Genomic DNA, 25,006 nt, shown 5'->3' with positions numbered 1-25,006 from the left:
AAAAGGGGCCTGACTTTCACAAGTCAGGCCCCTTACTATATGCGGTAATTGAATCTCTATTCGACGGCTACCTCCGGCTTCCGTACCGTAATGGTCAGGGTTTCGCCTTCGCCACTATAGTCGGCCATGATTACATCGCCTTCTTTGAGTTCGCCTTTCAGAATTTCTTCTGCAACGGGATCTTCGAGGTAACGCTGGATAGCACGGCTCAGCGGACGGGCACCATATTGTGGATCATACCCTTTTTCGGCCAGGAAGTCTTTCGCCTTCTCGGTCAGTTCAACGGTATAACCCAAGTTGGTAACGCGGCCCAAGAGTTTGCCCAGCATCAGGTCAATGATCTTGTGAATATCTTCGCGTAGCAGCGAGTTAAACACAATCACATCGTCGAGACGGTTCAGGAACTCAGGCGAGAACGCTTTCCGAAGCGCACTTTGAATCGTGCTCTTCATCAGATCATCCTGCGTTTCAGCCGATTTCTTGGTGGCAAAACCAATACCCGCACCGAAATCTTTCAGGTCACGAACCCCAATGTTTGAGGTCATGATGATGATCGTATTCCGGAAGTCAACCCGGCGACCCAGACCATCCGTCAGGATACCATCGTCAAGCACTTGCAACAGGATGTTGAACACATCCGGGTGCGCTTTTTCGATTTCGTCCAGCAAGACAACACTGTAGGGCTTCCGGCGGATTTTCTCCGTCAACTGACCACCTTCTTCATACCCAACATAGCCCGGAGGTGCACCAACTAACCGGCTTACACTGAATTTCTCCATGTATTCCGACATATCGATCCGCACCAGTGCATCGTCTTTATCGAAGAGATAGGTAGCGAGTACTTTAGCTAATTCCGTTTTACCAACACCCGTTGGACCGAGGAAGATAAACGAGCCGATTGGCTTCTTGGGATCTTTCAAACCCACTCGTGTCCGCTGAATAGCTTTCACCAGTTTGTCGATGGCCGACTGCTGACCGATTACCCGGCCTTTCAGTTCGTCGCCCATGTTGATCAGCTTCTTGCCTTCATCATTTGAAACGCTCGTGACCGGAATACCCGTCATCATCGCTACGACTTCGGCAACGTTTTCTTCGTTGACCGTGTACCGACGCTTCTTGGTATCTTCTTCCCACAATTGTTTCGCGCGATCCAGCTGGTCGATCAGGCGTTTTTCCTTATCGCGAAGCTGGGCAGCTTCTTCGTATTTCTGGCTCTTAACAACCTGATTTTTCTCCTTCTTGATATTCTCGATCTGCTCTTCGAGTTTCAGAATATCTTCAGGAACCGTGATGTTCGAGATGTGAACACGTGCACCCACTTCGTCCATCACGTCGATGGCTTTATCAGGCAGGAACCGATCCGAAATATACCGTTCCGACAACTTCACCGCAGCCTCGATGGCTTCTTTGGTGTAGTTTACGTGGTGGTGTTCTTCGTATTTATCCTTAATGTTGTTTAAAATCTCAATCGTCTCGTCGATGGATGTAGCATCGACCATTACCATCTGGAAACGACGGGCTAATGCGCCATCTTTTTCAATATACTGACGATATTCGTCAAGCGTTGTGGCTCCTATGCATTGAATATCACCACGGGCTAACGCTGGCTTGAACATATTCGAGGCATCGAGCGAGCCCGAAGCACCACCCGCACCAACGATTGTGTGAAGCTCGTCGATAAACAGGATCACCTCCGGCGATTTCTCCAGCTCGTTCATCACGGCTTTCATGCGCTCTTCAAATTGACCCCGGTATTTCGTACCCGCTACAAGCGATGCCAGATCGAGGGTCACAACCCGCTTGCCGAACAACACCCGCGATACTTTTTTCTGTACAATACGCAACGCCAGACCTTCTGCAATAGCCGTCTTACCAACGCCAGGCTCACCAATCAGGATTGGGTTATTTTTCTTTCGGCGGCTCAGAATCTGAGCAACACGTTCAATTTCTTTTTCACGACCAACGATCGGATCGAGTTTGCCAACTTCAGCGAGTTTGGTCAGATCACGGCCGAAGTTGTCGAGCACGGGTGTGCGCGATTTCTCAGAACCTTTCGGATCTTTTCCTGAACTGGAACTGCTGCTGCCACCAAACATCCCCCGGTCATTATCATCATCGTCGGTGTCGCTTGCCATGGTGGGGCGGCTTCCGGTTGATTGATATTCCAGCATCTCTTTAATGACTTCGTAGTTAACATTAAACTTGTTAAGAATCTGCGTGGCGACATTGTCTTCATCGCGCAGAATCGATAGTAAAAGGTGCTCCGTACCGATAAGTGGGCTCTTGAAAATCTTAGCTTCCAGATACGTAATCTTGAGCGTCTTTTCCGACTGACGGGTCAGCGGAATATTCGCTAAGTTTTTCACGTTGTTGGTGGCTGTTCCTTTCGTAGCCTGTTCGATAGTAACCCGGAGTTCGTCGAGCGAGATGCCAAGTTTCTTTAGCAACCCGACCGCTACACCCTCACCCTCACGAATCATACCCAGCAACAGATGCTCTGTGCCGATGTAATCGTGGCCTAAGCGCAAGGCTTCTTCCCGACTCAGCGTGATAACTTCCTTGACGCGGTTTGAGAATTTTGCTTCCATTCGTTTTAGGGTCTCCTTAGGTAACCGTACTATAGGCCTAACGAAGAGTTTTAAGGATTTGTTCACTCCTGAAGGCCTGCCAGTAACACATCCGGAGCGGCCGGTCCCTGGCAAAACAACAGGTCAATTATACTAAGATTCGGTACAAATTCTTGGCCAAAATTCTGTTGGTAAACGACTGGCTGATGGAATACATACGTTTCCGGCTCATTTCGTGGATTTACCTTCGACCGACCGTCAAATAGACCGATCGACGGACTCTTGTCGTACAATTCTGTCAGGTTCAGCGGTCGATTAAATCTAATCAATTTCAGACAAATTGTCAGCAACTCAAGGTTCAAATCGAATAAAAAAGTCCACTTTTTTTGATACACTGGCTCAAAATAAGGGGCATAATATTCAAAAAAGGGGGCTTTTCCGTAGGCAGCCTGCAGGCATCGCCAGTGGTTCAGTTGCCAGGGCTGGTCATTAGCCACCCGCAAATCACGAATTGGCTGGTGGTGTGTTCCCTGTAAAACCGGCACCGTAAGGACGTCAACTTTGTTAGCCGTCAGAACGTAGCACCGATTTCTGTAACTTTGCTTCTGGTAATGTTCCTGAGCCTCAAGTTGCACTCGTTCAAACCTCATCAACCCTGATATGTAATCAATACAAGGCAAGTAGTGTAGTTCTATGAGTAATTCGTTGACCTGAGACTCGGGTTGATTTCGTTTCAATTAAGCTAATTTGTATCCGTTTACAAGTAACGCAAAAAAGCGATACTAACAACTGATAGTAGTATTTTTTTAATTTCCAGGTAGACGAGGTGTTACACTTACGTCGGCCATACATTCGTCAAATGATCTTTTTCCGACTGCTATCGCGTTTGCCACTTCCTATATTATATGGCATTTCCGATGTTTTGTCTTTTCTGTTGCTGCATGTTATTCGTTACCGCCGAAAAGTTGTACTCGACAACTTGACCCGTTCCTTCCCGGAAAAGTCATCGGTGGAAGTCAAGCAGATTGCCCGACGGTTTTATAAAAACCTGGGCGACCTTATAGTCGAAAGTATCAAACAAGCCACCCTACCACCCGAATTTTTCCTGAAGCACATCAACTTCCCGAACATCGAACTAATCCAGGAGAAAATTCTGGCTGGTCAGACAATCATAGGAATGAGCTCCCACCAGGCTAACTGGGAATGGATTCCGGCAGCACTAGTCCTGAACAAAATGCCGGTCGACAGTATTTATAAGCCCTTGTCCAGCCCATTCTTTGAGCAGTTGATGGTTCATATCCGTTCGCACCTGGGACCGGTTCCTACGCCAATGAACTCGTTACCGCGTCAGATGGTCCTTCGCAGGCATATTCCAAGGATCATCGGACTTATCGCCGATCAGGTACCCGATGTGCCTGAACAAGCGTACTGGACCGATTTTTTACATCAGGACTCCCCTTTCTACCCCGGTTCTGAACGGCTGGCCCGTAGCCGGAAAATGGCGGTTTATTTCTTCGATATCGTTCGGATTCGTCGGAGTTATTACGAAGTTACGTTCCGACTTATTGCTGAGCCTCCTTACGAAAATTTACCGCTGGGTGCCATTATGGAAGGCTACCGCGATGTTCTTGAAGCCTCAATCCGGCGAAATCCGTCCGATTGGCTCTGGTCGCATAAACGCTGGAAACACTGGCGGGGTAAATACCCCAGTATCAGCGCTAAACTTGACTAAATCAAACATGAGTCATCTCAAATTTAAATTCGGGATAACTCATGTTTTTCTTAAGACACTATTATAATGAATCCCGACGCGCCTTTTCGGTTCGTGCCGAGTCACGTTTTGCTTTTATTTTGTCAGCTTCGCTTACGATAGCATTTTCGGCTTTATCCAGACCTTTATTAACGGTTGATCCTACCTTCTGGGCTCCTTTCGTGACGGCCTCATCGGCAACTTTCGCGTTTTCCTTGGCTCCTCGACCTACTTCTTTAGCAGCATCGCCAACACTTTGACCCGCATTTTGCAATTCACCTTTTACACGGGCCTTTCGCTCGGCACGCTCCTGTTGCCGAATTTCTTTCCTGCTCAGACCCGTAGTATCCTGAGCATAAGCGCCAGCGGTAATCAACAAGGCCAGTGCAAGGGTATTTATTAATTTCGTTTTCATAATTTCCAGAATAAATGACAGGTTGTATGGGGATTTCTTTGGAAAAGAGACTTCTTTTACCAGGCTAACTCAACACATCCGGCTTGCCTTTTGTTTTTCATCCCTAAGCTAACATTCTTGTTATCAGAGACATATTCGCCATTAGTCAATATAATCCCGGCTGAACATTTATGTTCAGCCTTACGTTTTTCCTGGAAATGGGCTACGTCGCAGAAAACGCTTTTTACGTACCTTTGCCCGGTCAAACGGCCCTGCCGAAACCTGTATGCTCAATTCGCTGCTTTCTTCATCATCAACCCCTGTAAGTGCTACGGCAGAAGGGGCTAATTCACCTGTTCTTTACACTGCTTCGCTCACCCAATACATTCGCCGGAAAACCAGTACGGTTACGATTGGCGATGTACCCATGGGCTCCGATTATCCAATTCGTGTGCAGTCGATGACAACTATCGACACGATGGATACAAAAGGCTCCGTTGAACAGACCATTCGGATGATTGAAGCCGGTTGTGAATATGTTCGTATCACGGCACCTAGTGTAAAAGAAGCTCAGAATCTGGAGAACATACGCAAGGAACTTCGGGCACGGGGTTACACGACTCCTTTAGTGGCCGACATTCACTTTACACCCAATGCCGCTGAATTGGCCGCACGGATCGTGGAGAAGGTTCGCATTAATCCCGGCAACTACGCCGACCGGAAGCGCTTCGAGTTCATTGATTATACGGATGCCGCCTACGCAGCCGAACTGGAACGCATCCGGGATAAATTTCTACCACTGGTTCGAATCTGTAAAGAATACGGTACGGCCATGCGTATTGGCACCAACCACGGCTCCCTCTCCGACCGTATCCTGAGCCGTTATGGCGATACACCCGTTGGTATGGTAGAATCGGCACTGGAATTCCTGCGCATCTGCGAAGCTGAAAACTATTACAACATTACGTTGTCAATGAAGTCGAGTAACCCGCAGGTGATGGTGCAGGCTTATCGGTTACTGGTTCAGCGTCTGGATCAGGAAGGCCTCAAGCCGTATCCGCTGCACCTCGGTGTTACCGAAGCGGGTGAGGCCGAAGACGGTCGAATTAAGTCGGCGTTAGGTATTGGCACCCTGCTCGAAGACGGTATAGGCGATACCGTTCGGGTTTCGCTCACGGAAGAGCCGGAACGGGAAGCCCCGGTAGCCAAAGCCCTGATTGATCGATATACAAACCGGGCCGCTACCAGCCAGCCTATTCCAGCTGTTACGACCTACCCGATCAATCCATTTCAATACAGCCGTCGGTTAACGCACGAGGTGGCTAATTTTGGTGGGCAGAACGTACCTCGTGTCATTGCCGATTATAGTCAGGTGCCGGTAACCGAGCATAAGCATTTGCACCCGGTTGGTCATTTTTACCTGCCGGAGCCTGATAAATGGCGCATGAACGACCTTGGCGCTGACTATATATATACGGGTAGCCACCCGGCACAGTTCATGTTGCCCAACGGATTGAAAGAGATTCAGGATTATGCCGTTTGGCAAACCAGTGCCAATCAAACGAATGTCTTTCCTTTGCTTACTACCGCTGATTATCTGGCGGCTCGTGCGGGACAGGTGGCACTTCACTCTCGTTTGAACTTCATCAAAGCTTCGCTGCCAACGTTATCCGATGAACTGCTTAGCCTACTAAAGGCAGACCTGACAGCTGTTCTGCTGATTTCTACCGACAATGCGCACGCTATGCCCGAGTTACGGCGGCTAGTCGTTGAGTTGATCAATCGCGGCATTACCGTACCTGTTGTCGTTCATAGAGACTATCCAGCCGTTTCGGAAAGCGATTTGCCATTATATGCATCCACCGACGTGGGTGGCTTGCTGATCGACGGGCTTGGCGATGGGATCATGCTGTCGACACCACAAACACTGCCTTCCGATGCTGAGCTAAAACGGCTCAACAGTCTGTCTTTCGGCATTTTACAGGCCGCCCGGACACGCATCACCAAAACGGAATACATCTCCTGCCCGTCCTGCGGCCGGACACTGTTCGACTTACAGGAAACAACCGCTTTGATTCGCCAGCGTACCGACCATCTGAAAGGGGTTAAAATTGGGATTATGGGCTGCATTGTGAACGGTCCGGGCGAAATGGCCGACGCCGACTATGGCTATGTAGGCATCGGGCGGGATAAGATAGCTCTTTATCGGGGTCAGCAAGTTATCAAAAAGTCGGTACCGGCAGACCGTGCTGTCGATGAATTGATTGAGCTAATTCGGGAAGATGATCGCTGGCTGGAACCCACGTTCGAAAACGCCCTTTAATCAATGATTATTGGCAGAGTGGGTAATTTTTTGCCCACTTTATTTGTTCTCAAGTAGAACAATTATGTTCGACATGGTATTTTCCATTAATCATTCAGAGCCGCATTCAGCGGTGCTTTAGCCACTTCAGCTTGTGAACAGATTCGTTGATTATCTAAAAATTGGGCCTGTGTTCGCTTATTTTCTACGGGTATTTCGCAAACCCGATCCGAACAGTCCTACCAGCGTAAACCTTCGGATGATGCATGGCATCAATCGCATTTCTATTCTGATGTTTCTGATGGCAATTATAGTCTATACCGTTCGCCATTGCGTCCGATGAACACTGAAACCCTGCGCGAGTATTGCATTGGCAAACCGGGTGTTACTGAGTCTTTTCCCTTCGGTGGCGATGCGCTCGTCTTTAAAGTTGGGGGTAAAATGTTCGCCCTACTGGCAACCGAGAGCCAGCCAACGACCATTAACTTAAAATGTGACCCCGAGCTGGCGGTTCAGCTGCGGGAAGAGCATGCAGCCGTGACACCTGGCTACCACATGAATAAGACCCATTGGAATACCATCACGCTCGATGGCCAGGTCCGTTCCAGCGATGTACAGGGCTGGATTGACCACTCGTACGAGCTGGTAAAAAAGAGCTTGCCCAAGGCGGTTCAGGCACAATTAATCTGAACAAATGGCTTGTCGGGCCAGCCCAAAACAATTAAATTCGCAAGGCTAGAAAAAACCAGATTCGGTTATGGAAGTTGTACTTTTAAGTCTACTTTTCGGAATCTATCTAACCGTCCGGTTCTTCCTGATGGACCACGACACTCCGTCTGATAAAGACCAGAAACGGTTCCGAAAAGGCATAGAAATGGTCCAGAACCGAAATTTCGATGATGCCTATCGTTACTTCGATGATGCCGTTCGTCAGTACCCCAAATCAGCCATTGCCTACGCTTATCGGGGCAAATGTCAATTGGTTCAGGAGAATCATTATTCGGCGATCTACGACCTAACCCAGGCTATCAACCGAGACAATACGCTGGCAGAATGTTACCTCGACCGGGGCGTTGCCTTTTATTATACAGGCGACTATCAGCAGGCGTTTCGGGAATTTGACAAAGCTGTCTGGCACTTTCGGGACGATAAGCCCGATGCCTACCGGTGGAGAGCCCTGGCCCGCATACAGGTCCGTCAGTTACCCCAGGCAGAAAATGATCTTCGTCGGGCGGTTTCGTTAGGCGACGAAAATTCATTTCATATTCTGCTACAACCCCCGTTTACCCGGCCGGTGTACCAGCAAAAATAAATTGAGGTTTCCAGTGGTTATGATAAACAACTACTGGAAACCTCAATTTATATAATTCCCTATTTCAGTTTTCCCATCTGCTCCACGTTTCGACGGGTATCCAGTTGAGTAGCCTGTGCCAGCTCCATCGACTTCTGGGCTGCCTTTTGGGCATCGGCGTTTTTTCCACCCCGCCGATAGGCTTCTGCTAACTCATAATATAAATCAGCCTGTTCTTTAGGAGCCGGCTTCAGGGCAAGCCCTTTATTTACCCATTTAACGACCGTTGGGGCATCGACAGCGTCGGGACTTGACCGGTTAAATAACCGGCTGATGTAAACATATTCCGGCACGCTCAACTGGTTGGAATTAACCTGATTATCCATCCGTTCTGCGGCTTTAGCTGTCTGACGGGCACGAAAGTAGGCGTTCACTTCAGGCAGGAGCGTTCGATTGTGTGCGACTTTTGTATCAACCCCAATCTTTATGAGGTCCTGCTGGATCTGGATAATTTTGGCAATCGGATACTGTGCCCCCCGGCCGCTAAACAACGACGACATTAGGATATTTTCGGCAACCTGCAGCGTTTGTTCTGCTCCATAGGCTTTTCGGTACGTATCCATGTGATTCAACATGTACTGGAACATCGGATTTTCATAGTCCAGAACCAGTTTCTGTAGCGCCAGCCAGTTTGTTTGATTGGCAAACGTAGCTGCCGACTGCTGACGTGCATACTCATTCATAGCCGCCATATTTGCAACGGTATCTTTCGTAACCCGGCCAAACATGGCATAGTCGATCAGGAAATTAGCTGACCGTTCACCCTGCTGATACCGTGCTTTCATTCCCTGACTTCTTGCCTGCGGGTTCAGCGCATTGGTTCCATGCCGGATCACTTCATCCGTAGAGTTATTACTCATGGCAAAGTGAATTAGGTTTTGCTGGGGGTCGAAATACAGAAATAAGGGTAACGACGGCACAAACAAGCGTCGACTATTTAGAAAGGTCTGGGTAGCAGGCGAACCAATGTCCAGCTTTGTACTCAAAAACTTAGCGTTATAGACCTTACCCACCCGGCTATCGGCCAGAGTTGGAATAAAGCTCTGACAGGTGTGGCAGGTTGGCGAATAGATTTCGACAAATACGAGCTTACCTACCCGCCGGGCTTCCTGAAAAACACTGTTTATTGGCGTTGTCTTGAACTCAATACCGCCCGGCTTCTGAGCTAACGAAATATGGGCTACCAGAAGTAGCAGAAGTATTTTTTTCATAAAAATAGCAGTCGTTACGAGGTACGTCTTAGCAAATTAACGGCCAAACTCATGCGGTTCGTATCCGCTATTGCTGTTGTTGCTTTTGCTGCTTTATTTCTTCCTCCAGCCGCTTGCTCAATACCTTGCAGGTATTCTCAATATCATCCGCCATGCGCTGGTCGCCCGTTGCGCTAAGGGCCGTATCAGCAATACCGCTCATGATCTCAATCATGAAACGCTTCATGTCGACCACCTCCATCTCTTTCGTCCAAAGGTCGATCTTAAGCGTACTATTATGGTAATGATCCCATAAAGAAATGGCAATGGCCCGCGTATCACTCAGCCCCTCATTTGGGTTGTCTGTGGCTTCCCAATAAATTTTCTCGGGGATATTCTGGTTGTCTAATTCAACCGAAAAATGAATGTCTGATTTTTTCATAGATACAAAAATACGCAGTGCGGCTGTAAACCCGCGACTTGATGGCTAACAAACATCCAGGTTTGCTACGACTGAAAACGACATTTTCGGTACTTTCGTCCCAAATTAACACCCGTTATGTACACTTTATACGCCATTCCGAATTGTGACACGGTAAAAAAAGCGCGTACCTGGCTCACGGGGCAAGGTGTCGACTATCAATTCCACGATTACAAGAAACAGGGCATTGACCGGCAAACGATTGAACATTGGTTGACTCAAAAGCCGTGGGAGGAACTGGTAAACCGGTCTGGACTGACCTGGAAGAAGCTTCCTGATGCCGAAAAACCCACCGATGCTGCGGGTGCCATTGCCTTGATGATGGGAAAACCATCTGTCATCCGTCGCCCGTTGATCGAAGCCGATGGGAAAATTATCGCCCTGGGCTTTAACGAAACAGCTTATCAGGAAACGTTTTCTAACGGAACCACGGTTCTGTAGGAAAGAATACATCCATGTCCAAGATACCATTGGATTCTCCGGAAGCGGTTCGGTTTCTGGTGGATTCGTTTTACGAAAAAGTGCAGGTCGACCCACTCATCGGGCCAATTTTTACCGATGTAGCCCAGGTCGACTGGTCGCATCATTTGCCTAAAATGTATGCTTTCTGGGAGTCGCTGATTCTGGGCAACAACGCTTACAGCGGCCACCCATTCCGCCCGCATCTGCTGGTCAACCAGAAGCACACACTTACCCTTGATCATTTTGAGCGGTGGCTTCAACTGTTTACCGCTACCCTTTCCGAAAAATTCACGGGCGAAATGGCGGAGCAGGTTCGCCAGCGTGCCACCCAGATTGCTCTTGTCTGGAACAATAAGCTGGAGTACATCAATAATGACTCGTTTATGGAATCGTAAAACGTAGAACCCTGCTTTTATGATGATGAGGGGTGAAACCTAACCATCACAAAAGCAGGGTTCTGCCTATATTACATTCATTACTGCTTGCTAAATACTTTCTTCAGCAGATCGGTAACCCGTGCAGCTGGGTTTTCCCGAATTTTCTGCTCTTCCTGTGCTACCAGAATGAATAGGCCATCAACGGCCTTATTCGTAGCGTACTGGGTAAGATTCGGGTTTACCTTCTGCACAAAGGGCACCTTATTATAGGTATTCACTAAATCAGCATAGTACCGAGTGGCGTTGTTCTTCTTCAGGGTGCTGTCAATAATTGGGGTAAACTCCGTTACCAGTTGCTGGCCCGAAGTCCGGCGTAAGTATTGCGTTGCGGCATCATTCTGACCCCGCAAAATACCCACCGCATCCTGAATGCTCATGGATGTGATTGCCTTTATAAACACAGGCTTAGCCTTTTTGGCAGCATCTTCGGCAGCCCGGTTGAGCGATAGTTCAAACTGATCGACCTGTTTGCTGAGTCCTATCTGCCGCAGCGTTGAGGCAACCTTCTGTGCTTCGGGAGGAAAAGCGATCTTTAACAGGGGATTCTTAAAATACCCGTTTACGGCCGATGCCTGGTCAGACCCTTTGCTGATACCAACCTGCAAAGCCTCTTTAAGCCCGGAGGCAATATCGCTGCTCGTCAAACCACCCGCCGTACCCGATGTGGCCGTGCTTACCGCCTTTAGTACTTTACCAAAAATGCCGCCACCCGACGATTGTTGTGGGCGGCCCGTCGTTACGGTTGTGTCTTGTCCAAAAACAACCTGGCTGCTTACTAGAGCCAGAAGGGCGGCTGTGAAAACTTTTTTCTTCATCATAGAATTGAATTAATCAGGTTGCCATTTTATAACGGTCAATGGCCCTAAATCGTTTTTTCGTACTTTTGACAGCACCGAATGGATAAAGTAAAGTGGCCATTGCTAATTTTCCGGTGATTCATTGACAACCCGATTGGTAAAACGTCACACTTTCTCTATTTCTTCTTTTTATTACTCAGTCAAAATGATCAACACCGTCCGCGCCGAAGTAATCACGATTGGCGACGAAATATTATTTGGACAAATTGCCGATACAAATACAGCCTGGATCGGAACCGAATTAACGAACATTGGCATCCGCGTGATTCGAAAATCGTCGGTAGGCGACCAGAAAGAAGCCATCTTACAGGTTCTTGCCGAAGCTCACCAACGTGCCGATATTATCATCATCACCGGTGGTCTGGGACCAACAAAGGATGACATTACCAAAAAGACACTCTGTACCTATTTTGGCGTCGGCATGGTCCGTAATGAAACAGCACTGGCCCTGGTAACCGGCTTTTTCGAGAAACGGGGCCGTGAAATGACCGACCTTAACCGGGGTCAGGCCGACCTGCCCGCCAATGCGGTCTACATTCAGAATGATTGGGGTACCGCGCCCGGCATGTGGTTCGAGCACCAGGATCGGGTATACATATCCTTGCCCGGTGTTCCCTTTGAGATGAAGCACCTCATGTCGAACCGCATCCTGCCAAAACTAACCGCGCATTTTCAAACGCCTATCATCAAGCACAAGATGATTCGGACGGTTGGAATCGGCGAATCGTTTCTGGCCGAACGGATTGAAGCCTGGGAAGACGCCCTCCCCGACCACATCAAGCTGGCTTATTTGCCAAGTTTTGGGGGTGTAAAATTGCGTCTGACAGCAACCGGCGCTGACAATACCTTACTCGACCACCAACTGGCCGAACAGGTAACGAAGGTGATGCCCCTCATTGAAAAGAATGTGTATGGTTTTGATAATGAAGAAATTGAAACGGTTGTTGGCAAGTTATTACTTGAAAAGCAACTGACCCTAAGCATTGCCGAGAGCTGTACCGGTGGTTATGTATCGGCGCAAATAACGAAAGTGCCCGGCTCCTCGGCTTATTTTTGGGGCAGTGTGGTTAGTTATAGCAATAGCGTAAAGGTAACGCAGTTGGGGGTTCTGCCCGAAACGCTGGAAGCTTATGGCGCTGTGAGCGAAGAAACCATCCGCCAGATGGCCGAAGGCGTTCGTAAAGCCCTTGGTACATCTGTTGGCATTGCGACCAGTGGCATTGCCGGGCCCGATGGTGGCACACCCGATAAACCCGTTGGCACGATCTGGATTGCCTGCTCAACCGAACAGCGCACCGTTACCCGACTCCTTAAACTAGGTCAGTACCGCGATCAAAACATTCAGCTTACAACAATGTATGTATTGAATATGCTGCGGGAAGAAATATTGAATCAGTAATAGGAGTTAGGAGCGAGTAGTGAGGAGTTGCTGACGCGAGAATACTACCGGCGTCAGCAACTCCTCACTACTCGCTCCTAACTCCTCACTCCTAAAAAAAACATGGCTCTCATCGACATGGTTATGCCCAAAATGGGCGAAAGTATAATGGAATGTACGGTTATTGCCTGGCTCAAGCTACCGGGTGATCGTATTGAGGCTGATGAATCTGTGCTGGAAGTAGCTACCGATAAAGTGGATACGGAAGTGCCAGCCTCACACAATGGTATTCTGAAGGAAATTCTGGTTAAAGAGGGCGACGTTGTTGCCGTAGGTGCATCCATCGCCCGCATTGAAACCGAAGCCTATGTTGAAGCGGAAACAACCCCGAAACAATCGGTGCCGGACGAGCCGTCACAGGTTAATGCCAACCAGACACCCGTAGGTGTGGGTGATGTTGCCAATGTGCCAAGCCCTCAACCCGACCTTATGCCTGAGCCGGCCATTTCTACGGCAGCCTATGAACTGGAAACAAGCATTGCTACCCTGAGTAGTCGTTCAGCTCCTGTAGAGAAGGCTGTTGCTACATCCGCGAAAACACTGGCGGGTGATACACCCATTTTCAACGATCGATTCTATTCTCCTTTAGTTCTGAATATCGCCAAGGAAGAAAACGTTTCGCGCGATGAGCTTGACCGTATTCCGGGATCGGGAGCCGAAAACCGAGTTACAAAGAAAGATATACTCGCCTACGTTATCGACCGCACTGAGGGCCGGACATCTTCAGTACCCGGTAATGGTCAGCAACCCAAACAGCCCGTTCCTCAAACGCAACTACTTCACTCTGTAGCTTCGCCAGCCGTGCCAAAACCGGCAGAAAGCCAGTCAAACGGTTCCGTAAACGGACAGGCCGACATCATTCAGATGGACCGGATGCGGAAGATGATTGCTCAGCGGATGGTGGAATCGAAGCAAATTTCGCCACACGTCAGTTCATTTGTTGAAGCCGACCTGACGCCCGTTGTCCAGTGGCGTACCCGCGTGAAGGATCAGTTTAAGCAACAAACCGGCGAAAACCTGACCTATACCCCAATTCTGGTTGAAGCTATTGTGAAGGCAATCAAAGACTTCCCAATGATCAACGTATCCGTTGAGGGCGATACCATTCTGGTAAAAAAATCAATCAATATTGGTATGGCGGTGGCCTTACCAAGTGGCAATCTGATCGTGCCGGTCATTCATAATGCTGACCAGTACAACCTGGTTGGTTTGACCAAACGGATAAATGACCTAACTAAACGTGCCCGTGAGAACAAGCTGACCGCCGACGATCTGGCGGGCGGCACGTATACGATTTCTAATATTGGCACCTTCGGTAACCTGATGGGAACACCCATTATTGTGCAACCGCAGGTAGCCATCATGGCCTTCGGTGCCATCGTGAAAAAACCAGCCGTTATTGAAACGGCTGAAGGAGATTTTATCGGGATACGGCAATTGATGTTTCTGTCTCACTCCTATGACCACCGCGTCGTCGATGGATCGCTGGGTGGTCAGTTTGTCCGTCGAGTGGCAGATTATTTAGAAAAATTTGATGTAAACCTTAAACTCTGACCAGGATTTATGCGATTTTACTGACTGACCATGATTTTGTTATCTGGCTTTCAAAGAAAGCTAAATCATGGTCGGTCAACGAAATCACATAAATCCCGGTTCTGACAGTATGAAAAAACGCATTGCAATTGACATGGACGATGTGATGGCCGACACCCACGCCAAGTTCATTAAACTGTACCTTGAGGGCGAAATGCCTCGCTACACTCTTGAAGAACTAAAGGAAAAATCTTTCCACGAGTTATTTGATGAGCATGAGTACAAGGCCATATCTGAGCGAGTTTACGAGCCGGGCTTTTTCAGGGACATTCCGGTCATGGAAGGCGCTAAAGAAGTGATCTCGGCTTTAATGGAAAAATATGATGTGTTTGTAGCCTCGGCTGCCCAGGAATTCCCAAACTCGCTGCGGGAGAAGTGGGATTGGCTACAGGAGCATTTTCCCGGTATCTCCTGGCACAACTACATTTTCCTCGGCGATAAGAGTGTACTCAACACCGACTATCTGATCGACGATTTACCCCGAAATCTGAGGACGTTTCAGGGTGAAGGCTTGTTGTTCGATGCCTTGCATAACCGTGAAGACACCGAATTCAAACGCGTGAAAACCTGGCAGAACATTGCCGATCATTTGCTGTAGTACCGCACGGCGGATCGGCCACCTTACATAAAAAAAGCTCCGACCTGATGGCCGGAGCTTTTTCGTAAAGAAGAACTACCGTCTTAAGCTTCTACTTCTTTTTGAACTTCTTCAACCAGGCGGTCGTGGCCTACTTCATGCTGAGCTTTCTTGGCTTCAGCCGATGGTCTTAACCGAACGATGTGCAGTTTATGCAGAATGCCAATTACGGGGAAGGTGGGATCGAATTCAAACCATTTGGCACCAAAATTAGCCGAGTTCGGCCGCTTATGGTGGTTGTTCTGGAATAACTCACCCATCATAACCACGTCAAGAATAAGCGAATTTTTCGATTGATCCTGGTTATCGAAGTTCGAGTAACCGTATTTGTGGCCGCTCCAGTTAATAATCGCGCCGTGTACGGGTCCCATTACGAAGTGAACGGGTAACAGGAAAAAGAACGCCCAGTGCATATCCAGATAGATAAAGGCGAAAATATAAAAGACGCTATACAGCACAGCCCAGCCAGCGCGTGACACCCACGAATCGCCAACTTTTTCGATGAAGCTCCATTCCGGATAGTTCCGGTCAAACTGGCGCTCTATAGGCTGTTTGCGGTGAAGTACAGCATTATAAATATCTTTTGTTTTCCACATCATCGTGAAGATGTTCTTCGTGTGATGGGGCGAATGAGGATCTCTTTCAGTGTCGCTGAAGGCGTGGTGCATCCGGTGAAGCACGGCATAAGCCCGTGGACTCAGGTACGACGAACCTTGCGATACATAGGTGAGTGCATAGAAAAAACGCTCCCAAAATTTGCTCATCGAGAACATTTTGTGGGCGGAATAACGATGCAGGAAAAAGGTTTGGCAGAACAGGGACAAATACCAATGCCCAATGAACGCGGCCAGTACAATCACAATGATAAAATTAAAAGGTGAAGTTTACTGATAACACGGAATACCCGTACAAAACTAACGAAATTTAACCCGTTTTGGCTTGCCTTCGGGCAATAAAAGGTTAATTAATTTGTGGTTGTTGCGTATTGCAACAGATTAGCGCCCATACGAAGCGCTTGCTGCCGCACTGGTTCAGGGTCATTATAAACACTCTGATCCTCCCACCCATTCCCCAAGTCGCACTCATAGCTGTAAAAACAGACCAGCCGACCCTGATAGATCAGGCCAAAACCCTGGGGTGCTTTAGCATCATGCTCGTGTACCTTAGGTAAGCCGCTCGCAAACTTAAATTTCTGCTGGTAAACAGGGTGGTTGAACGGCAGTTCGATAAAATTAAGCTCCGGAAAGACCTTTTTCATCTCGCGTCGGATAAATTTATCCAGTCCGTAGTTATCATCAACGTGCAAAAAACCGCCCGACATCAGGTACCGGCGCATATTTTGTACATCGGCATCGCTAAAAGTAACATTCCCGTGACCCGTCATATGCACAAAAGGATACCCGAAAATATCGGGGCTACCCGGCTCAACAATGTCCTCCTCGGGGAATATATTCATGCGCAGATTGGCATTCGCAAACTTGATCAGGTTGGGCATCGATGTTTTATTGGCGTACCAGTCACCCCCACCATTGTACTTCAGCTTGGCAATTTTATACGCATACTGTGCATTCGCGATGATTACTGAAGAATGTAAAAGAAGGAAAACGATAAGAAGTTTTTTCATTGCTTTTCTGACCAACCTGATGCTGGTAATTAGTTACTCAACAAACGGGCCAATTGACAGGTTAGCCCATACGTTACTGATTAATAAAATTCAACACCTGGCAGGCCGTAAGGGCGGCTGTTTCGGTACGCAATCGGTTAGGACCAAGCGTTACCACCTGAAAACCAGCGACCAGAGCCTGCTGAATTTCAGTATCGGCAAAATCGCCTTCCGGCCCAATCAGAACAACATACTGCCCGGCTTCAGTTGCCCGTTTCGCCAAATTGACCGGCGGCCGATCGGGCGGTAAGTGAGCAATAAACCGTTGCCCATCCCCTATAGTTTTCAGCATTTCCCCAAATGGAACCGCATCGTCTAATTTAGGCAAAAAAGATTGTAATGACTGCTTCATGGCCGATATGGCAATCTTTTCTATCCGTTCCAGTTTCAACACCCGTCGTTCGGAATGCTGACCGAAAAAGAAACTGATTCGCTCGATGCCCACTTCTACCGCTTTTTCAACGAACCACTCGATCCGGTCTAGATTTTTGGTGGGGGCCACGCAAATCCTGATCGAGAAGGGCCTTGGGAGCGTCGTATGCACAGCTTTTATGCGAAAGGCACACCGGCGGAGGTCCGTTTCATGAATAACGGCGGCATACTGATTTCCGTGTCCATCCGTAACGGTAATCGCATCGCCAGCCCGCAACCGTAATGTTTTGACAGCATGGCGGGAATCATCCTCCGTTAAGTGCTGCGTGGCTTCTCCGGCAATAATCTCTGATTGATAGAATAGATGCATACGTTCAGCAAAAGTACACAGTCAGTTAATCACTCAAACGGAACCCACCCCATTGTTTTTTTGTACTTTTGCAGGATAGATTACTTGCCGTGAAAAAAGTTGCTTTTTATACACTCGGTTGCAAACTGAATTTTTCTGAAACCTCTACTCTGGCCCGGCTAATGGAACAGCAGGGTTTTGAGCGGGTGGAATTCAATCAACAACCCGATATTTTCATCATCAACACCTGCTCCGTGACGGACAATGCCGATAAAAAATGTCGGAAGATTGTTCGTGAAGCGCAGAAAATTAATCCCGATGGTTACGTAGCCATTTTAGGGTGCTACGCCCAGCTGAAGCCGAAAGAGATTTCGGAAATTCCAGGTGTCGATGCGGTATTGGGCGCGGCCGAAAAATTCCGCCTGCACGAGCTCATGCCGACTTTTGTGAAGGTACCCACGGGCGAACCCGCTCAGGTATTCAATTCACCTATCGAAGAGGCAATTGATTACCATGCCGCCTATTCGCTCAACGATCGGACACGGACCTTTCTGAAAGTGCAGGACGGTTGCGATTACCCCTGTGCCTATTGCACCATTCCATTAGCAAGGGGCAAGAGCCGTTCCGATACGATTGCTAACGTGGTACAGGCAGCGCATGACATTGCGGCCAGAGGGGTCAAAGAAATCGTACTCACAGGTGTCAACATCGGAGATTTTGGCTTGATCAACGGCCAGCGGGAAGAAACCTTTTTCGACCTTGTTCGGGCGTTGGATGAGGTGGAAGGCATTGAACGTTTTCGGATTTCGAGCATTGAGCCAAACCTACTGACCGATGAAATCATTGATTTTGTTGCCCAGTCAAAGCGCTTTGTGCCGCACTTTCATATTCCGCTTCAAACGGGCAGCAACCGCGTGCTGGCCCTGATGCGTCGTCGGTATAAGCGTGAACTTTACGTAGATCGGGTTCAGAAAATAAAGGAATTAATGCCCCATGCCTGTATCGGCGTCGATGTGATTGTGGGCCATCCCGGCGAAACCGATGTGGAGTTCAAGGAAACGTACCTATTCCTGAATGAACTCCCGATCTCGTATCTGCACATATTCACCTACTCCGAACGACCGAATACAACTGCGCTGAGCATCAAACCAACCGTACCGGGCCATGTCCGGGCGGAACGCTCGAAGATGTTGCACATTTTGTCTGACAAAAAACGCCGGGCTTTTTACGAAACACAGGTTGGTCGAAGTGCGACAGTCCTGTTTGAAGAGGATGTGGCCAATGGCATGATGCAGGGTTTTACCGAGAACTACGTCCGCGTTGTGGCCAAGTACGACCCATTGCTTATTAACGAAACGCTGGTCGTAAACTTAAATGGTATCAATGCGGAGGGTTTAATGGATGTGACCGAGCCAGAAGTCGTATTGGAAACTCATTAAATCACGAAGATTTTAGTTGTAAACTAAGCCGGTAGTCATACCGGCTTTTTTATTACCCACGGTTTGGATTAACAACTTTTCCTGGAAGAACATGGGCAACAAAGCCTTGTTAATCATAAGGTTAGTTACCTCGCAAAAGCTCTTTATGGTGTTTTTCTGTTCGCTTTTAGCTTTCTTGCTTCTCTGATAACACCCACTAATCAAACCCTTTACTTTATGAAACTAACTGCTGAAATACTTATCGGATTTGTTGCGCTTGAACACCTATACATTCTATGGCTGGAAATGTTTGCCTGGACTACCCAGGGACGTAAAACATTCAAATCATTCCCTCCTGATCTGTTCGAAAAGACAAAGTCGCTGGCTGCCAATCAGGGACTTTACAATGGCTTTCTTGCCGCCGGTCTGCTTTGGTCTTTGTTGATTGACGATGCAGCCTGGAAGGTTAACGTTGCTTATTTTTTTCTCGGCTGTGTTATTGTAGCCGGAGTTTTTGGCGCACTAACTGCCCAACGCTCTATATTTTTTGTTCAGGCCCTTCCGGCAATTCTGGCGCTTTTAGCGATTGCCTTAGCCTAAAAATAATAAACTTAATCATCTTTAATCGTTCACCACATGGAACAGGAAAGAGGCACGCAAGAAAATCCGTGGCCATTACAAACTCCTCCGGGTACATCGGACTATACTATGTACAAAGCAAAAAAAGACGGTATTGAGATTCTGGTTTGCACAGTTGGCAAAACGATCTTACACTACGACTTTCGTTGTCTCAACGATCTGCACACGATGCTCAAACAGCACGGCGACTGGGTAGAGCTTGGGGCTACTGATGAACAGAAACCAGCTAAAGCAGGAACGATCGAAGCGTGGGGACGATCGGAGGAAAACCCGATTGGTGGTTGGTACGGTCTAAAAAAGGGACTTCGCGGTCGGTTTGGCATGTATATTCCGCCGTTGATGGAAGCTCTAGGCTTAGCCGAAGTGGAGCATAACCCCAAAAACAACCGGATGCGGGCTATTTACTAGTCAATTAGTAAGAAATATACAAATCCTCTAATTGCTTGCTTGGTGAATAGAGCATTAATCCCTAAAATAGGAAACCGCTCCCAAGCGGGAACGGCTCCATGAGTACAACAAAACCACAGATAAAGCTGTCAGACATTGTAGGCCAGACAGGGTGCCTGTGGCTCAGTTGAAGATGTATGATATAGGATGTATGATATAGAATGTCAACTACTGGTCATACATTCCAAATCATACATCCTATATATTTTTACGCTTCGATGAGGAATTCGTCGTGCTGGCTTACATCCAGACCCGATTTTTCGTCTTCTTCAGTAACACGCAGCGGAAGGATCAGGTCGGTCACTTTCAGTAAGGCGTAGGACATGACAAAGGCAAAGACCGATACACCAACCAGCGCAATCATGTGTGTAATGAACAATTTGGTTTGACCAAATGCCAGCCCTTCGTCAACAACAGCGGAGTTGATGCCTTTGCTTGCGAAGATACCTGTCATAACCATACCGACCATACCACCAACACCGTGGCAAGGGAATACATCAAGCGTATCATCAAGCGTAGACTTAGACCGCAGGTGAGCCACATAGTTCGAGATTATAGCGCCAATCGTACCAATGAAAATGGCCGTTGGGATGGTCACGAAACCGGCGGCCGGTGTAATGGCAACCAGACCAACAACAGCACCGATACAGAAACCAAGAGCAGATACTTTTTTGCCTTTAGCGGCATCGAACAGTACCCAGGCCAGACCTGCCGAAGCAGCCGCTGTGTTGGTTGTAGCAAAAGCCGAAGCAGCTAATGGCGATGCAGCTACTGCCGAACCGGCGTTGAAGCCAAACCAGCCGAACCACAGCAGACCTGTGCCCAATAATACGAACGGGATGTTTGCCGGTGGGAAATAGCTGGCTTCAAGGTGCGACTTCCGGCGCTTCAGGTACAAAGCACCTGCAAGTGCAGCCCAACCTGCCGACATGTGTACAACCGTACCACCAGCGAAGTCAAGCACACCTAACTTAAATAAAATACCTTCTGGATGCCAGGTCATGTGAGCCAAAGGCGCGTAAACGAACAGGCTAAACAGAATCATGAACAGAACGTACGAACGGAAGTTGATACGCTCGGCCATCGAACCCGTAACGAGAGCTGGGGTAATAACGGCGAACTTAAGCTGAAAAAAGGCGAAGACAACTAGCGGAATAGAAGCCGCCAGTGACCAGGGCTTACCATCCAGCACCCCTTTGAACATGAAGTGATCCATTGGGTTACCTACGAAGCCACCAATGCTGGAGCCAAATGCCAGGCTAAACCCAACTACTACCCACAGGATACTGATTACACCCATGGCTACAAAGCTTTGCAGCATGGTCGAAATAACGTTTTTGTTGTTAACCATCCCGCCGTAGAAATACGCCAGACCTGGGGTCATCAACAAAACCAGCGCGGTAGCGACAAGCATCCAGGCGGTATCACCAGCACTTATTCCTTCCGTAACAATTTGTGTCGGAACAGCAGGCATAAACACAGCCACTAAGCTGATAACCAGCAATATGGCGAGAGGAATGTAGTTGGGCTTTTGCATAGAAATTGAGGTTTTTTGTTGTACTAATGAAAGTTGGGTTAAGAAAATGAGTGCCAGTTACTAGAACTTGAAGATAGCAGCCATACCAAGTGTGGCCTGCGAGGTTGTTAACGAACCGTCGTTCTTTTCGAATTTATTGGCGGAGTAGCTATCAATCCGCAGCTCAGGCTTGAGTAGTAAGTGTCCATCAGCAGCAGTGATATTTCCCGTTACGGTGATCGAATTAACACTGGCACCGTTTCCGGCAGCATCGGTCAGGGCACGCGCACCGTTTTTGTTGTCGAATGTCTCGTAACGAACACCCAGGCCAAATTTATCCGTGAAGGCATAATTAGAATAAACAGCTACACCGCCCCAGCTTTTCGACGTTGATGGCCCGCCGTAACCCTGATAATCACCTTTCTGAGAGCCAGAGGCAGCATTTAGTCCTAAGAAAAACTTAGATGTCACCTGATAGGTAGTCGTTAAATCAAATAGTTGATAGGATGCTTTGTCGGCTGGTACAGCATCAATATCTTCGGATGCTTCGTTCGACACAATTGCGTTCAGGTAAACATTCCAGCCAGAAACCGGCGCGAAGAACAATTGACTAATCAACCCTTTCTTCTTATTGTTATCATATAGATTGTCCACGTTGTTTACCAAACCAACCATCAGCGAAGCCCGATCGCTGAAAGCGTACTGCGCTTTCAGGCCAATGTGGTAGAAAGGACCGTTGTTGAACAAGTTAGATAACGAGTAATTGTAGTTGACCGGAGCGTCAATGACTTCATAGCCAATGTGCGTACCAAACTGACCAGCCGTGAACGACAATTTATCCGTCGCTTTGTACGTGATGTAGGCCTGCTTGATCGCTAGTGAAGTAGAACCGGGTCCAAGGGGCCCGATGTAGTTACCGTAGTTACCCAGATCAGAAAAAGGACCGAACGTTAAGTCCATAACAGCGTCGACCTTACTGGCCGAGTAAACTGCTTTCGCCTGAATCAATCCGATACCGAATTGACCCGCTCTTTGATCGAACGCACGAGCTGTACCGGCTGTTCCTCCCGCGCCCAAGCCAAGATTTGACTGGCTTTTAGGGTTGTTGAAGTTACCGAAGTAGTACGTATCCATGTAACCGGAGAAGGTAAATTTCCCTGGTGTTGCGGTGGTTGAATCCTGCGATTGAGCGGTAAAACCCAAAAACAAAGAACTGAGAAGTAAAATTACTTTTTTCATACTGTTTATTCGGTTGTAGATAAACTTTACTGTGGTCTTATTATGAAGCAAATTTTGTTGAATAATTTATCCTATGCAATAGATGACCCAAAATAATTATGATTTTTCTCCGAAATAAGTCTATTTTATTAAAAATATACTAAAATATAAGCCTAAAATACCTGAAAATACTTAAAATAAATAATTTTAATATATTTTGTCTAATGCCAATTAAACCAAATATTATTCTTATCGAAGAGTTTATTTTTTATATACATAATACTTGTTTTATTAAACAAATATGGCTAAAATGCAAAAAAGCCCAATCAGCGGACTGATTGGGCTTTTAAACTAAGATACTTGTTTCCCTATGCCTCAGCATGCAGCCATGCTTTCTTGGCTAATAGGACTTCTTCATCTTCTACATGTTCTGGGTCAGGCACGCAGCAATCCACCGGACAAACAGCAGCACATTGGGGTTCCTCATGAAAACCCATGCACTCAGTGCACTTATCAGATACTATATAATAGAATTCATTGGAAACGGGAGATTGCGGTGCCTTACCACTCACAACCGTGCCATCGCCAAAATCAACTTCGGTCAGTTCGGTTCCACCTCCCCAGGTCCATTCAACGCCACCTTCGTAGATAGCCGTATTGGGGCATTCGGGTTCGCAGGCACCACAGTTGATGCACTCATCGGTGATCATGATTGCCATGAGCAGTATTTATTTATAAACGTAAAATGATAGCCTTGTAAATTGAACAACAAATATAACTATTTAAAGGTTGTCGCCAAACTAATATTTAATTACATTAGTTGATGGGGTATTCCATTTGTTTATCCAATTCATGCTTTTATCAGAACGACTGCATACGTTCGTTGCCCTGGGCGATTTTCTGCGCTCGGCCGATGCACAACCCGAACTTGCTGAAATTATCCAGCAAGCTTATTATAAAAACAACTGGTTCACGCCCGAAAACTCCCAAAATGCGCTTAGCGCGATTGCCAATGAGTTTCTGACAGCTGATAAACTCTCAGCCTGGGTAAATCAATACAATCTTGACTCAACTACCGATTCTGCTTATTACTCCCGTGCCGTAGGCGTTGTTATGGCTGGAAACATTCCGGCTGTTGGCTTTCACGACATGCTTTGCGTTCTTATGAACGGGCACAAATTAATGGCTAAACTAAGTAGCCAGGATTTTGCACTTATCCACTATTTAATACAAAAATTAAAGGAGATCAACCCCAAGTTCAATGAGTTGATTGAGGAAGCTGACCGCTTAAATGCAGCGGAAGCCTACATCGCAACAGGAAGTAACAATACGGCTCGTTATTTCGAGTATTACTTTGCCAAAAAGCCTCATATCATTCGCAAAAACCGGACATCGGTTGGTTTGTTGATGGGTGAAGAGACGGAGGACGAGTTTTTGAAACTTGGTCATGACATTTCTGACTATTATGGTCTGGGGTGCCGCAATGTGTCGACTATTCTGGTACCGGAAGGCTACGATTTCACTCCTCTCCTGCGTACACTGGAGCCACAGGTATCTATTTACCTCAATAACCACAAATACCAGAATAACTACGATTACAATAAGTCCATCTATCTGATCAATGCCGTACCGCATCTGGACAATGGTTATTTGCTGCTGACCGAAAATGATGCGCTGGTCTCCCCTATTTCTGTTTTGTACTTTCAGACGTATAAAACACAGGATGATGCTACGGCCTGGCTCAGTAATCATGCTCACCAGATTCAGGTTGTAGCCTCAGCGCAAGGATGGTACCCTGGCAGTGTCGCCTTTGGCCAAACGCAATGCCCCGGCTTAAACGACTATGCCGACGGTGTCGATACAATGGAATTTTTGAAGGAGTTAAGAGTTAAGAGTTAGGAGTGAGGAGTTGCTGACGCCAGCAG

Annotated in this window: 26 protein-coding genes; 14 read left to right on the top strand and 12 right to left on the bottom strand. The window is 47.6% G+C overall.

The window, feature by feature from the left end; all coding sequences use genetic code 11:
* Positions 1-56: 56 nt before the first annotated feature.
* Positions 57-2,588, bottom strand: a complete 2,532-nt coding sequence (locus CRO74_RS05395) for an ATP-dependent Clp protease ATP-binding subunit (RefSeq protein WP_097124968.1) — start codon at positions 2,586-2,588, stop codon at positions 57-59.
* 62 nt (positions 2,589-2,650) lie between these two features.
* The gene (locus CRO74_RS05390) at positions 2,651-3,217 is read right to left on the bottom strand and encodes a WbqC family protein (RefSeq protein ID WP_245877767.1); all 567 of its coding nucleotides are present in this window, start codon (positions 3,215-3,217) and stop codon (positions 2,651-2,653) included.
* A 209-nt stretch (positions 3,218-3,426) separates the two neighbouring features.
* Here CRO74_RS05390 and CRO74_RS05385 point away from each other — a divergent pair, with 209 nt between their 5' ends.
* Positions 3,427-4,299 (top strand): lysophospholipid acyltransferase family protein, encoded by an 873-nt coding sequence (locus CRO74_RS05385; RefSeq protein WP_097124966.1) that lies wholly within the window; start codon positions 3,427-3,429, stop codon positions 4,297-4,299.
* Between the two features lie 61 nt (positions 4,300-4,360).
* Here the strand turns inward: CRO74_RS05385 and CRO74_RS05380 are convergent, their stop codons facing one another.
* Positions 4,361-4,732, bottom strand: coding sequence for a hypothetical protein (locus CRO74_RS05380; protein ID WP_097124965.1), 372 nt, complete (start codon positions 4,730-4,732; stop codon positions 4,361-4,363).
* A 265-nt stretch (positions 4,733-4,997) separates the two neighbouring features.
* On the opposite strand from CRO74_RS05380, the gene ispG reads away from it, so the two are divergent.
* From ispG to CRO74_RS05360, 4 genes are all read left to right on the top strand, one after another.
* A complete protein-coding gene (gene ispG, locus CRO74_RS05375) occupies positions 4,998-7,034 on the top strand; it encodes a (E)-4-hydroxy-3-methylbut-2-enyl-diphosphate synthase (RefSeq protein WP_179830122.1) in 2,037 nt (678 codons plus the stop codon).
* A gap of 133 nt (positions 7,035-7,167) precedes the next feature.
* The gene (locus tag CRO74_RS05370; protein ID WP_097124964.1) at positions 7,168-7,356 is read left to right on the top strand and encodes a DUF6728 family protein; all 189 of its coding nucleotides are present in this window, start codon (positions 7,168-7,170) and stop codon (positions 7,354-7,356) included.
* Positions 7,353-7,703: an MmcQ/YjbR family DNA-binding protein gene (locus CRO74_RS05365; protein ID WP_097124963.1), complete on the top strand. Its 351-nt coding sequence runs from the start codon at positions 7,353-7,355 to the stop codon at positions 7,701-7,703. Before CRO74_RS05370 ends, CRO74_RS05365 begins: the two co-directional genes overlap by 4 nt.
* A gap of 67 nt (positions 7,704-7,770) precedes the next feature.
* Positions 7,771-8,325 (top strand): tetratricopeptide repeat protein, encoded by a 555-nt coding sequence (locus tag CRO74_RS05360; RefSeq protein WP_097124962.1) that lies wholly within the window; start codon positions 7,771-7,773, stop codon positions 8,323-8,325.
* A gap of 59 nt (positions 8,326-8,384) precedes the next feature.
* On the opposite strand, the gene CRO74_RS05355 is transcribed toward CRO74_RS05360, so the two are convergent.
* Together CRO74_RS05355 and gldC are read right to left on the bottom strand one after the other, a co-directional pair.
* The gene (locus tag CRO74_RS05355; RefSeq protein ID WP_097124961.1) at positions 8,385-9,575 is read right to left on the bottom strand and encodes a thioredoxin domain-containing protein; all 1,191 of its coding nucleotides are present in this window, start codon (positions 9,573-9,575) and stop codon (positions 8,385-8,387) included.
* 67 nt (positions 9,576-9,642) lie between these two features.
* Positions 9,643-9,996 (bottom strand): gliding motility protein GldC, encoded by a 354-nt coding sequence (gldC, locus tag CRO74_RS05350; protein ID WP_097124960.1) that lies wholly within the window; start codon positions 9,994-9,996, stop codon positions 9,643-9,645.
* 117 nt (positions 9,997-10,113) lie between these two features.
* Between gldC and CRO74_RS05345 the strand changes: the two genes are divergently transcribed.
* Complete coding sequence (locus CRO74_RS05345) at positions 10,114-10,476, top strand: ArsC family reductase (protein ID WP_097124959.1); 363 nt, start codon at positions 10,114-10,116, stop codon at positions 10,474-10,476.
* Between the two features lie 14 nt (positions 10,477-10,490).
* Positions 10,491-10,892 carry a group III truncated hemoglobin gene (locus CRO74_RS05340; RefSeq protein WP_097124958.1) on the top strand — a complete coding sequence of 134 codons (402 nt, stop codon included), beginning with the start codon at positions 10,491-10,493 and terminating at the stop codon, positions 10,890-10,892.
* An 80-nt stretch (positions 10,893-10,972) separates the two neighbouring features.
* Here CRO74_RS05340 and CRO74_RS05335 read toward each other — a convergent pair whose 3' ends face one another.
* The gene (locus CRO74_RS05335; protein WP_097124957.1) at positions 10,973-11,752 is read right to left on the bottom strand and encodes a DUF4197 domain-containing protein; all 780 of its coding nucleotides are present in this window, start codon (positions 11,750-11,752) and stop codon (positions 10,973-10,975) included.
* Positions 11,753-11,936: 184 nt separating this feature from the next.
* On the opposite strand from CRO74_RS05335, the gene CRO74_RS05330 reads away from it, so the two are divergent.
* The 3 genes from CRO74_RS05330 (at position 11,937) to CRO74_RS05320 (ending at position 15,420) form a co-directional block, all read left to right on the top strand.
* Complete coding sequence (locus CRO74_RS05330; RefSeq protein WP_097124956.1) at positions 11,937-13,190, top strand: competence/damage-inducible protein A; 1,254 nt, start codon at positions 11,937-11,939, stop codon at positions 13,188-13,190.
* Between the two features lie 102 nt (positions 13,191-13,292).
* Entirely contained in the window at positions 13,293-14,783 is a 1,491-nt protein-coding gene (locus CRO74_RS05325; protein WP_097124955.1) for a dihydrolipoamide acetyltransferase family protein, read from the top strand.
* Positions 14,784-14,892: 109 nt separating this feature from the next.
* Complete coding sequence (locus CRO74_RS05320) at positions 14,893-15,420, top strand: 5' nucleotidase, NT5C type (protein ID WP_097124954.1); 528 nt, start codon at positions 14,893-14,895, stop codon at positions 15,418-15,420.
* Positions 15,421-15,503: 83 nt separating this feature from the next.
* Here the strand turns inward: CRO74_RS05320 and CRO74_RS05315 are convergent, their stop codons facing one another.
* From CRO74_RS05315 to CRO74_RS05305, 3 genes are all read right to left on the bottom strand, one after another.
* The gene (locus CRO74_RS05315) at positions 15,504-16,319 is read right to left on the bottom strand and encodes an acyl-CoA desaturase (protein WP_097124953.1); all 816 of its coding nucleotides are present in this window, start codon (positions 16,317-16,319) and stop codon (positions 15,504-15,506) included.
* Positions 16,320-16,423: 104 nt separating this feature from the next.
* Complete coding sequence (locus CRO74_RS05310; RefSeq protein WP_097124952.1) at positions 16,424-17,083, bottom strand: DUF4159 domain-containing protein; 660 nt, start codon at positions 17,081-17,083, stop codon at positions 16,424-16,426.
* A 73-nt stretch (positions 17,084-17,156) separates the two neighbouring features.
* Positions 17,157-17,864 (bottom strand): 16S rRNA (uracil(1498)-N(3))-methyltransferase, encoded by a 708-nt coding sequence (locus tag CRO74_RS05305; protein WP_097124951.1) that lies wholly within the window; start codon positions 17,862-17,864, stop codon positions 17,157-17,159.
* An 89-nt stretch (positions 17,865-17,953) separates the two neighbouring features.
* Here CRO74_RS05305 and mtaB point away from each other — a divergent pair, with 89 nt between their 5' ends.
* From mtaB to CRO74_RS05290, 3 genes are all read left to right on the top strand, one after another.
* Positions 17,954-19,282 (top strand): tRNA (N(6)-L-threonylcarbamoyladenosine(37)-C(2))-methylthiotransferase MtaB, encoded by a 1,329-nt coding sequence (mtaB, locus tag CRO74_RS05300; protein WP_097126023.1) that lies wholly within the window; start codon positions 17,954-17,956, stop codon positions 19,280-19,282.
* Positions 19,283-19,498: 216 nt separating this feature from the next.
* Positions 19,499-19,861, top strand: a complete 363-nt coding sequence (locus tag CRO74_RS05295) for a DUF1304 domain-containing protein (RefSeq protein ID WP_097124950.1) — start codon at positions 19,499-19,501, stop codon at positions 19,859-19,861.
* Between the two features lie 36 nt (positions 19,862-19,897).
* Positions 19,898-20,308, top strand: a complete 411-nt coding sequence (locus CRO74_RS05290) for a DUF6855 family protein (protein WP_097124949.1) — start codon at positions 19,898-19,900, stop codon at positions 20,306-20,308.
* Positions 20,309-20,555: 247 nt separating this feature from the next.
* On the opposite strand, the gene CRO74_RS05285 is transcribed toward CRO74_RS05290, so the two are convergent.
* The 3 genes from CRO74_RS05285 to CRO74_RS05275 form a co-directional block, all read right to left on the bottom strand.
* Positions 20,556-21,884 (bottom strand): ammonium transporter, encoded by a 1,329-nt coding sequence (locus tag CRO74_RS05285; RefSeq protein ID WP_097124948.1) that lies wholly within the window; start codon positions 21,882-21,884, stop codon positions 20,556-20,558.
* Between the two features lie 60 nt (positions 21,885-21,944).
* The gene (locus CRO74_RS05280) at positions 21,945-23,102 is read right to left on the bottom strand and encodes a porin (RefSeq protein WP_097124947.1); all 1,158 of its coding nucleotides are present in this window, start codon (positions 23,100-23,102) and stop codon (positions 21,945-21,947) included.
* Positions 23,103-23,449: 347 nt separating this feature from the next.
* On the bottom strand, positions 23,450-23,800 hold the full coding sequence (locus CRO74_RS05275) for a 4Fe-4S dicluster domain-containing protein (protein ID WP_097124946.1): 351 nt from the start codon (positions 23,798-23,800) through the stop codon (positions 23,450-23,452).
* A 133-nt stretch (positions 23,801-23,933) separates the two neighbouring features.
* Here CRO74_RS05275 and CRO74_RS05270 point away from each other — a divergent pair, with 133 nt between their 5' ends.
* On the top strand, positions 23,934-24,980 hold the full coding sequence (locus tag CRO74_RS05270; protein ID WP_097124945.1) for an aldehyde dehydrogenase family protein: 1,047 nt from the start codon (positions 23,934-23,936) through the stop codon (positions 24,978-24,980).
* Positions 24,981-25,006: the final 26 nt, after the last annotated feature.

The sequence above is a fragment of the Spirosoma fluviale genome (assembly GCF_900230225.1).
Classification (GTDB): domain Bacteria; phylum Bacteroidota; class Bacteroidia; order Cytophagales; family Spirosomataceae; genus Spirosoma; species Spirosoma fluviale.
This window is presented reverse-complemented; position numbering and strand designations above follow the sequence as displayed.